Source organism: Stappia albiluteola (assembly GCF_014050225.1).
Classification (GTDB): Bacteria; Pseudomonadota; Alphaproteobacteria; order Rhizobiales; family Stappiaceae; genus Hongsoonwoonella; species Hongsoonwoonella albiluteola.
Window position 1 is genome coordinate 116,548 of the sequence record NZ_JACFXV010000029.1, and the last position, 8,856, is coordinate 125,403.

An 8,856-nucleotide genomic window follows, 5' to 3' on the forward strand; every position below is an offset into this window, starting at 1 on the left:
ATGCAAATGGCACGGTCAACCCACATTACCGGTTTTGCAGGTTTTCCACTCCCGACTGTGTTCATTCGTCTACAAGTTTCTCCAGTTCCCATCCTGCTCCGGCACCGGTTGCGAGTGTCGAGGCGAGCCATGGCAGTGCTCGCTTCAGATCATCTTCCAGGGTCCAGGGCGGATTGACGATGAGAAGTCCGCTCGATTTCATGACGCCATCCGCCGTCGGACGGCCGGCCGACAAGGAGACGGCGAGAATGTTTCTGAGGCCGCTTTCCACGAGGCGTTTGTGAAAGCGCCTGACCGCCGCCATATCCTTGATCGGATACCAGGCGATGTAAGTTCCGCTCTCCCAGCGCCTCCAGCCCTTGATCAGGTTTTCGGCGAGTTTTGTGAATTCCCTGGTGTCTTCAAAAGACGGGTCGATGAGGACGACGCCGCGCCGTTCCTTCGGCGGAAGGAAGCTGCCGAGCGCGAGCCAGCCATCCAGTTCGATGACCTTGGTCTGGAAATCGCCGGCATATCGGCCCGATAGCGTCTTGAAGTCCCGGGCGTGGAGTTCGGTCAGCGTGAGCCTGTCCTGCCGGCGCAGGAGCTTGCGGGCGATCTCCGGCGATCCTGGATAGGCGATCAATGCCTCGGCCGCCATCTCGGGAAGGGCATCGCCGGAAGGCGAGGAGGTGTCGATGCCGTTGACCTCGGCAACTATCCGAAGCCATGGAGCAAGGATCGGGCGGACGCCGCCGGGCATGAGTGCGGCAGCGGCGAGGATCCGGCCTATGCCGCCCTGCCATTCTCCCGTCTTGCGCGCTTCCTCGGAGGAAAGGTCGTAGAGCCCGATACCCGCATGCGTGTCGATCACGCGGAAGGCTGCGGGTTTGCGCTTCAGATACTCGATGACCGCCGCCAGAACGACGTGCTTCAGGACGTCGCCGATATTGCCGGCATGATAGATGTGGCGATAGTTCACCGCGTTGCGTCCGTGATTGCGCGGGCCATGTAGACGACGGCCTTGTCGCCGAAGTCCTGGCGTCCGACCTCTGCGAAACCGAGCCGGCGGTGAAAGCGCAGCGACCCCGGATTGGGCGGCCTTTCATTCACCTCGCAGGTGAGCGGCGTTCCGTTCGCTTGCGGGGCGAGACGTTCCAGCAGCGCGGCATACAGCATTTCGCCCAGGCCACGTCCCCGTGCTTCAGGCGCGATCCCGATGCGGTCGACATAGAAAAAGCGGGGATAGGATTGCTGAAGCCAGAGGAAATTGCGGCTGTCATAGCTTGCCGTTTCATCCAGGCAGAGCACGAAACCGGCCGGTGCGCCATTGAGTTCTGCCACCAGCGTCATGAACGAGTCGTCGATGAGCGCGCGCAACTCGGCCGCTGAAAGGCTGTTTACCGCGGGCAGGCAGGCTTCGTTGATCTTATGCAACGCGTCGAGGTCGCTGGGTTCAAAGGGGCGGGGCATCACGATCTGATTTGACGGAAGACGAGATCTGCCGGCTCAACAGCCGGCAAGGTGATATTCAAACAAGTTCGGGCAGTGCCGCCGGCGCCGGCGGCACTGCCCGAATGTTTCTTAAGATCAGTTCCGAAGTGCGATCAATCCTCGTATCCGAGGCCCGCATCATCCGGTTGATCGTCACCGTCATCGTCCGAGACAGGGCCGGCTGCGTCTTCGAGGCGAAGCTCGACCGCTTTCGGACCCTTGCCGCGACGATCCGGCTCCGTTTCGAACGTTACCCGCTGCCCGCTGTCGAGCGAGCTGAGGCCAGAGCGCTCAACGGCCGAAATATGAACGAACACGTCGGCTTCGCCGGAATCCGGGGTGATAAAGCCAAAGCCTTTGTCAGCCTTGAAGAACTTTACCGTACCGGGCTGGCGCGGTCCGCGTTCGACGGGAGCAAATTCCCGCCGGGGACCGCGAGAGGCAAAACCGCCTTCTTCCCGGCCACCGCCGCCGCCATAGCCGCCACGGTCTCCGCCGCCACCGCCGAAGCCGCCACGACCGCCGCCGCCGCCATAGCCGCCACGGTCTCCGCCGCCACCACCGTAGCCGCCGCGACCGCCGCCGCCGCCGCCATAACCGCCACGGTCTCCGCCGCCGCCGCCATAGCCGCCACGATCTCCGCCGCCGCCGCCGTAGCCGCCGCGACCACCGCCGCCGCCACTATAGCCGCCACGGTCGCCTCCGCCACCGCCTCCGCTATAGCCGCCACTGCGGCCACCGGAGAAATCGCGGTCGCCGCCACGGCTGTTGTAGCCGCCGCGATCGCCGGAGTCGCGGGAACCGAAGTCCCTGCCGCCAAAATCACCACCGAAGCCGCCGAAATCACCACCGAAGTCCTGCGGACCTCCGAATTCGCGCTTGCCGCCGCGCCGCCCACGCGAACGGCGGTCCGAATTCCCGTCACCCATTTCCAGATCACCCTATTAGGACAGGCCCGGATCGATTTTGCCTGCTCCTGTCCGCCATGCCACCTTTCCCTTGGGCTGCATCCGCCGGCACCCTGCTACCGTCAGCGCCTCCAAAGGTCTTCCATGGGGCCAAACAGCCCCGAGGCAGCACCATGCTGATCAACAACTTCCACGCGCATGCTATTCACTACCGCGTCAATCGTCATTTCAGGACAGTCCGCCACGGGGTGCATAATAGGGGCGGATTCCCTCCATTCGCAAGCAAAACCCACTGTTTGCCTCTCGGAATGAGCCGGATGGGGCCGGGAGCGCGCCGCTACGGCAATTCCTGCGCCTCCAGATTGAGTCCAGATTGACACGCTATTAAAGCGTGCTCCGTTGTCGCGGGATCGGGCAATTTTTCGGCCGACGGTTTCGCAACCTGTCCCGGCACGGCCGTTTGCCACGGTTCCATCCGGCCGCAAAGCGCATTAGGTAGAAAGGAAAATTCGCAATCGGGGTTTGCCAATGTCGGATGAAACGGGCCAGGAAAGCACTAACGCGGCGGAGCCGCCGATCCAGGTGATCGTCATTCCCGTTACGCCCTTCCAGCAGAATTGCTCCCTTGTCTTCGACCGAAGGACGCTGCAAGGCGCCGTGGTGGATCCGGGCGGCGATGTCGAGCGTATCCGTCAGGCGATCGATGGCCATGGCGTCACCGTCGAGAAGATCGTGCTCACCCACGGCCATATCGACCATGTCGGCGGCGCGGCGGATCTTGCCGCCGAACTGGGTGTTCCGGTGATCGGCCCGCATCAGGCGGACCGGCCGCTGATCGCGCGGGTGCAGGAGCAGGCCGCGAGTTTCGGACTGAGCGGGGCAAGGCCCGTCGATCCCGACCAATGGCTGGAGGAAGGGGATACGGTCGAATTCGCCGGCCGTGTTTTCGAGGTCCTCCATTGTCCGGGGCATGCTCCAGGCCATGTTGTGTTCTTCGACCGCGAGCTTCGTTTTGCCTTTTCCGGCGACGTGCTGTTTGCTGGGTCGATCGGCCGAACCGATCTGCCGGGCGGCGACCATGCGACGTTGATCCGTTCGATCAGGGAGAAGCTGCTGCCGCTTGGCGACGATGTGACCTTCCTTCCCGGGCACGGACCGGCATCTACGCTGGGCCACGAACGGCAGACCAATCCCTTTCTGCAGTGACTGCCCGTCAGCCACGGCGTGATCACGATCACGGGCGAAGCCGGCGACGATCCCTATATCTGTGATTGTCGTAATTCGAGAAGGGCCGGGATCATGCTCACGACGATCGTTCGAGGCACAATGGCTGCAACCCTCGCCGCGGCGGTTTCCTTTCCCGCCCTGGCCGGCGACGATTACTGGGACCGCTTGCAGAAGCTGCAGGAACTTGAGCGGTCCGAAGCGCAGGGCGGGCCGCGCATCGTCGGCGCACGATCGCCGTTCCTGCTGCGCTTCCGCGTCTGCCAGGTGCTGCCGACGCCGGTGAAGGACCCGAAGACCGGCGAGAAGGTCTATGTCCGCAAGGAAGTCTGCTGGTTCGAGTAGTGGCCAATTGGCCTTACAGCAGGCTGCGCAAGGTCGACAGCCGGGAATTGACCAGCCAGCCGTAGTAATTTTCTTGCGGCCAGGTGACGCGTCCTGCCGCCCGCGCTTCCCGATAGCGGGTGGCTCGGCCCCAGGGGTCGCCGAGATTGTAGAGCGTCGCCGTTAGGCCGGGGTTGTTGGAAATGTCGACGCCGGCCACCCGCCGGTAGGCATCGATGGAGTCGCGCAGAACCGCCGCCATGTAATGCAGCGAAATCGTTGGATCCATGGTTGCGCGATAGACCTCGTTGGCGTCGCGCGCCGTCAGTGTCGGCAGGCCGCTGGTGCGCTTCACCCGGTCGTTCATCTTCAGCACAGTCAGGGGCGACAACTGGCCGAGCCCGAAGCTCTGCCCGGCGAACAGGGGCTGGAAGAAGGTCTCGTTGAAATTCTTGTTCGCGTAGCGGACGCCGTCGACGTGCCGGTTGCGGAAACTGCGTTCCCAGACGCGCTCGTAGCAGGTCCACAAACGGTTGCTGTCACGGCCCTGCGCCCGGCAGGTGTCGAAGGCATCGCGCTGGACGAAATCCTCCACATTCTCGCCGCCATAGGCGAAGTCGAGCGAGATGCCGGCATAGGCAAGCGCCTTGACGTAATAGGACTGGGCGCTGTCCAGGCTGTCGTAGTTGTAGGTGTGTTCGCCGATGATCGCGCCGATCATGTGGACCGGGTCGATGTCGTAGATGGCGGCCACCCGTTTGATCGAGCGGATCAGCGAGCCGTCGCGGCGCAGCACCGCCACGACGCGGTCGAACTTGGCGTCGTAACTGGACTGGTTGGCTGCGGTGCGCCGGGCCGAGGAAAAGGGAATGCGCGGCTGCGAGGCGTTGCGGTTGCCTTCCGGCACCACCGTCGCCCCGGCCAGGGCCTTGGCGGGATAGGACGTATAGGCCGCCGTCAGCAAGCAAAGCAGAAGCGACACCATGCGCGCGAGCAGGGCGGTGCGCGAAGGTCTGACGGCAACGGACAGGGCAAGGCGCGGCATCAAAATCTCCAACCGGCACGCGTCGGCACATAGGCATAGTGGAAGGAGCCACGCAAGCCCTCGCTCCGGGCAGGACATCTCACTTCCGCTTCATTTTGCTGCCCCGGAACGGGGCGGGGAAAGGCAGCCATCCCCCTGCCAAATCCGCTTTAGCGACTTTTCGCTGCCAAGGGAATTCTTCTCCCGCAACGTAACGATTCAAATGCGCAAAATTCCGCGTGACCGTTGCATCGCGGTTACCGTTTTCGGAACGCCGTGGCGGGTCCCATGCGCAGGCGCACTGCGGCGGGAACCGCGAGCTCGCGCATCAGCCCGTCGTGCCGGCGGAAGCCGCAAAGCTCCCGCTGGATGACGACGTGCCACAACGCCTCGCCCGCCTCCGCCGTCAGCCGTTCGTGCCGGGTGGGATCGGAGGGCGCGGCCTTGCCGGCGGCCTTCTCGGCCTCCAGCCGCTCCTCATGCGCCCTGAGGCGGGAGAGAGCGGTCTCGAGCTTCTTCATCAGCCGGCCGAGCGTCGCGGCCTTTTCGCCCATCACCTCCTGTTCGAGCAGGCGGGAGAGTGGATCCCTGTCGGATGTCGTGAACTGGCTGGGCGGCCTGACTGCCATGCTGCGATCCTCAGGCGGTGACCGTGGCGGCGGTCGCGGACGGGCGAGGGGCCCGCGCGATGCGCCCGCCCGTGAGCGGGGCGCTGACGCCCGTCGTCTCCGGAAAGCTCAGCGGCAGGCCGCGCAGGCTGCGGATGGCGAGGAAGGCGAAGCACTCCGCCTCCACCGCGTCGCCCCGCCAGCCGACATCCTCCGACATCACCGGTTCGACGCGGGCGCGCTTGGCGATCTCGGCGACCAGCGCCGGATTTCGCCGGCCGCCGCCGCACAGCACGATGCGCTTGGGTCGGGTGGGGAGGATATCCAGCCCGCGACCGACGGCGGCGGCGGAAAAGGCGGTCAGCGTCGCCGCGCCGTCCTCCAGCGACAGGCCCTCGGCCAGGGCGCTGGTGAAGGAATTGCGGTCCAGCGACTTCGGATAGGCCGCCGTGAGATAGGGATGTTCCAGCGCCCGGGCGAGGCGGTCCTCGTCCACCCAGCCCGCCAGCGCCAGCCGTCCGTCGCGGTCGAAGGGACCGGCGCCGTGACGGGCGACCCAGTCGTTGATCGGCGCGTTGGCCGGACCCGTGTCGAAGGCGGCCAGCCTTCCGTCGCCGCACCACCAGGTGACGTTGGCGACGCCGCCCAGGTTGAGCAGCGCCGAACCGGGCTCCGCTCCCGCCCGGGAGAGCAGCGCGGCGTGATAGACCGGCGCCAGCGGCGCGCCCTGTCCGCCGGCGGCGATATCGGCGCTGCGGAAGTCGAACACCGTGTCGATGCCGGTGACCTGCGCCATCATCGCACCGTCGCCGAGCTGGCGGGTGGCGCCCCTGCGTCCCGGCGAGGGCGCCCGGTGCAGCACGGTCTGGCCGTGGAAGCCGATCGCCGCCACCGTTTCCGGCGAGATGTCGTTCTCCGCCAGAAAGGCGTTCACGGCTTCCGCCTGCGCCAGGGTCAGCGCCCGTTCCGCTGCGGCGAAGAGGGCCGGTTCCGGCCCGTCGAACCCCCAGCGCGCCGCCACCTCCAGCGCCTCGGCCAGCTGCTCGCGCAGGCCCGGCGAATAGGGGGCAAGCTTGTAGGCGCCGAATTCGGCGATCGTCTCGCCGTCGCTCTTCAGCATGGCGATGTCGATATTGCCGTCCAGCACCGTGCCGGTCATCAACCCGATGGCCCAGGCCGGTTCGCGCCGCGTGTCGCTGTCAGGCATTCAGCCCGCCTCCATGAAACCGTTTCGCGGAGGATAGCGGGCGGCGCGGCGAGGGCAAGGCACGGGACGAAGATTGCGGCAGGCGGCTCTGCGCTTGTCATATTCCGCAACGTCAGATTGTATTAATAGTTAATACATCAAATTATTTCCATTTCCGATTGTCCGGGTTAAGGACTTGTTAAGTATTTCGCCGCCGCCCGAAAAGACACGTTGAGGGGCCGCGGCCTGATTGGGAGACAGTCATGACCCTGGCTTATTGGGACCAGATCACGTTCAGCGTCATATTGGGCGGGGTGCTCGGCGCATTCAGCAACATGCCGGAAGGCGAATGGCTGCTCGCGCTGGCGAGAGCTTTGCTGTTCTGAAAAAATCGGCGCGAAAGCCGCGCACCGCGATCCTCGGCCGCCATGCAGGGGCGGCCAGGCCTCGCCACGCACCATGTCATGCCCACGAAGGCGGGCATCCAGTAACCACCGTGGCCGGAGGTTTAGCCGCTGACTTGCATGTCTACTGGTTCCCCGCCTTCGCGGGGATGACAGCCCGGGGCAGCGGTTGCGCCATAACGGCGAAGTGAGACTGCGTGGCCCGGTCTTCATTGGAATGTCGTCAATCTTCATGGCCACCATGAGCCCATGGCGAGGGATCACAATTACTACCTCTACATCGTCGCAAGCGGCGTGGGCGGAACGCTCTATATCGGCGTAACCAACGACCTCGCCCGCCGGATCAGCGAGCATCGCGAGGGCATCGGCTCCGCCTTCGCCCGGAGATATTCGGTCCATCGCCTCGTCTATTACGAGCACTTCATGGATGTCGGCGCGGCGATCGCCCGCGAGAAGCAGCTCAAGCGATGGAACCGCGCGTGGAAGATCCGCCTGATCGAGGAGAACAACCCGGATTGGGTCGATCTGTTTCCGTCGCTGTTCATGGCGTGAAGCGAAGGCTTTGCCGGGGGCCTGCCACAAACTCTGTCATGCCCGCGCAGGCGGGCATCCAGTAACCGCCGCAGGGGGTGGGAAACTCAGAGTTCATACCATGCGCTCGCCCGCCGCGTCAGGAGCCGCCATCTCGGAGGCTACTGGATGCGCTGAATTCACGAAACAAGTGCAACACCTGCTAAGGTGTTGCCGCGATGGGACAAAGTTACGATCAGTTGAGCCTGCGGGAGCGGGTAAAGATAGAGCTGTGGCACCGGGAAGGGCGCTCGCTGCGCTGGATCGGACGGCAACTGGGTCGTTCGGCTGCCACGATCAGCCGCGAGTTGCGGCGCAATGCCAGGCCGACCAAGCAGTGGTGCGGCAGCTATGACGGGGAACGGGCGCACGGACTGGCCCTCCGGCGCCGGCGCTGGGATGCCCGCTACAAGCTGGCACGCCAGCCGGCGCTGCGCGACATGGTCAGGCAACGCCTTGCGATGGGACAGTCACCCGAACAGATCGCCGGCCGGCTGGCGCGCGAGCACGGTGGCACGCTCATCAGCCATGAGTCCATCTACCGCTTCGTTTATCACCGCTCGGCGCAAAAGGATTACTGGCACCGCCTACTGCCGCGCGCCAAGAACCGCAGGGGCCGCCTGGGCCTGCGCGGCGGCTCGTCCGTCAGCTTCATCAAGCTGCGCCGCCCGCTGGCCCAACGTCCCGCCGAGGCCGACGACAGGGCCACGCCGGGCCACTGGGAGGCCGACCTCATGGCCTTTTCCCGCTATGGCCAGTATGTGCTGGTCACCCATGAGCGCAGCTCGCGCATCCTCACCATCGATCGGCTGTCGCGAAAGACCGCGCGCGCCGTCGTCCAGGCCCTGGTTCAGCGCTTCGGTCCGCTGCCCCGCCTGTTGCGCCGGTCGCTCACCTTCGACAATGGCACGGAATTCGCCTTGCATTTCGAACTCACGGACAGGCTCGGCCTCGCCACCTTCTTCTGCGATCCGCACGCCCCCTGGCAGAAGGGTGGCATCGAGAATGCCATCGGCCGCATGCGCAAGATCTTGCCGCGCAAGTCGGATCTGGCAACCATCGATCAAGGCCAAATCCGACAGTTGGTCGAGCACTACAACAATACCCCGCGCAAATGCCTTGCCTTCAGGACGCC

Annotated in this window: 11 protein-coding genes; 5 read left to right on the forward strand and 6 right to left on the reverse strand. The window is 64.9% G+C overall.

What is annotated here, in order from left to right; translation table 11 throughout:
* Nucleotides 1–61 precede the first annotated feature (61 nt).
* The 3 genes from H2509_RS01455 to H2509_RS21140 all read right to left on the reverse strand — a co-directional run bounded on the left by H2509_RS01455 (nucleotide 62) and on the right by H2509_RS21140 (nucleotide 2,402).
* On the reverse strand, nucleotides 62–961 hold the full coding sequence (locus tag H2509_RS01455) for a 23S rRNA (adenine(2030)-N(6))-methyltransferase RlmJ (protein ID WP_182161569.1): 900 nt from the start codon (nucleotides 959–961) through the stop codon (nucleotides 62–64).
* Nucleotides 958–1,452, reverse strand: a complete 495-nt coding sequence (locus tag H2509_RS01460) for a GNAT family N-acetyltransferase (RefSeq protein WP_182161571.1) — start codon at nucleotides 1,450–1,452, stop codon at nucleotides 958–960. The genes H2509_RS01455 and H2509_RS01460 overlap by 4 nt, the downstream gene beginning before the upstream one ends.
* A gap of 134 nt (nucleotides 1,453–1,586) precedes the next feature.
* Nucleotides 1,587–2,402 (reverse strand): cold-shock protein, encoded by an 816-nt coding sequence (locus tag H2509_RS21140; RefSeq protein WP_182161573.1) that lies wholly within the window; start codon nucleotides 2,400–2,402, stop codon nucleotides 1,587–1,589.
* 507 nt (nucleotides 2,403–2,909) lie between these two features.
* Here H2509_RS21140 and H2509_RS01470 point away from each other — a divergent pair.
* Together H2509_RS01470 and H2509_RS01475 are read left to right on the forward strand one after the other, a co-directional pair.
* The gene (locus tag H2509_RS01470; RefSeq protein WP_209001730.1) at nucleotides 2,910–3,587 is read left to right on the forward strand and encodes an MBL fold metallo-hydrolase; all 678 of its coding nucleotides are present in this window, start codon (nucleotides 2,910–2,912) and stop codon (nucleotides 3,585–3,587) included.
* A gap of 93 nt (nucleotides 3,588–3,680) precedes the next feature.
* Complete coding sequence (locus H2509_RS01475; RefSeq protein WP_209001731.1) at nucleotides 3,681–3,950, forward strand: hypothetical protein; 270 nt, start codon at nucleotides 3,681–3,683, stop codon at nucleotides 3,948–3,950.
* A 13-nt stretch (nucleotides 3,951–3,963) separates the two neighbouring features.
* Here H2509_RS01475 and H2509_RS01480 read toward each other — a convergent pair whose 3' ends face one another.
* From H2509_RS01480 to H2509_RS01490, 3 genes are all read right to left on the reverse strand, one after another.
* Nucleotides 3,964–4,914: a DUF1402 family protein gene (locus H2509_RS01480; protein WP_182161602.1), complete on the reverse strand. Its 951-nt coding sequence runs from the start codon at nucleotides 4,912–4,914 to the stop codon at nucleotides 3,964–3,966.
* 296 nt (nucleotides 4,915–5,210) lie between these two features.
* Complete coding sequence (locus tag H2509_RS01485) at nucleotides 5,211–5,582, reverse strand: DUF6665 family protein (RefSeq protein WP_182161577.1); 372 nt, start codon at nucleotides 5,580–5,582, stop codon at nucleotides 5,211–5,213.
* A gap of 10 nt (nucleotides 5,583–5,592) precedes the next feature.
* Entirely contained in the window at nucleotides 5,593–6,768 is a 1,176-nt protein-coding gene (locus H2509_RS01490) for an anhydro-N-acetylmuramic acid kinase (protein ID WP_182161579.1), read from the reverse strand.
* 242 nt (nucleotides 6,769–7,010) lie between these two features.
* On the opposite strand from H2509_RS01490, the gene H2509_RS21060 reads away from it, so the two are divergent.
* The 3 genes from H2509_RS21060 to H2509_RS01500 all read left to right on the forward strand — a co-directional run.
* Nucleotides 7,011–7,133 carry a hypothetical protein gene (locus H2509_RS21060; RefSeq protein WP_268925697.1) on the forward strand — a complete coding sequence of 41 codons (123 nt, stop codon included), beginning with the start codon at nucleotides 7,011–7,013 and terminating at the stop codon, nucleotides 7,131–7,133.
* 267 nt (nucleotides 7,134–7,400) lie between these two features.
* Nucleotides 7,401–7,703 (forward strand): GIY-YIG nuclease family protein, encoded by a 303-nt coding sequence (locus H2509_RS01495; protein ID WP_182161581.1) that lies wholly within the window; start codon nucleotides 7,401–7,403, stop codon nucleotides 7,701–7,703.
* Between the two features lie 197 nt (nucleotides 7,704–7,900).
* Nucleotides 7,901–8,856 (forward strand): IS30 family transposase (locus tag H2509_RS01500; RefSeq protein ID WP_182161583.1); only part of this gene is annotated, 956 nt, incomplete at its 3' end.